Annotated in this window: 1 protein-coding gene; it reads left to right on the forward strand. The window is 48.7% G+C overall.

From position 1 onward, the window contains the following. Window positions 1–271 (forward strand): pyrimidine/purine nucleosidase domain-containing protein (locus ACYP03_RS26215; RefSeq protein ID WP_459782702.1); only part of this gene is annotated, 271 nt, incomplete at both ends.

The raw sequence follows: 271 nt of genomic DNA on the forward strand, positions 1-271 counted from the left end.
ATTTGATATCAATGTTCTCAGAAGAGAACGCGGGATAAAACTCGAACTCAAAGATCCACCCGAGCACGCTTTTGTCGACGGTAAAATCATTCGCGGTATCCAGGAGCACCTGTTTGCCGTGCTGAGGGACATCATTTACGTCAACGTACACGTTAACCAGCGCAACGATTTAAACCTGACCAGTGCACCGCACATCACCAATTTCATCTTCAGTATTCTGCGTAACGCTCAGACCGTCCGCTCACGGGAAGACCCCAATATTGTGGTCTGC

It is taken from the genome of Photobacterium sp. R1 (assembly GCF_054600795.1).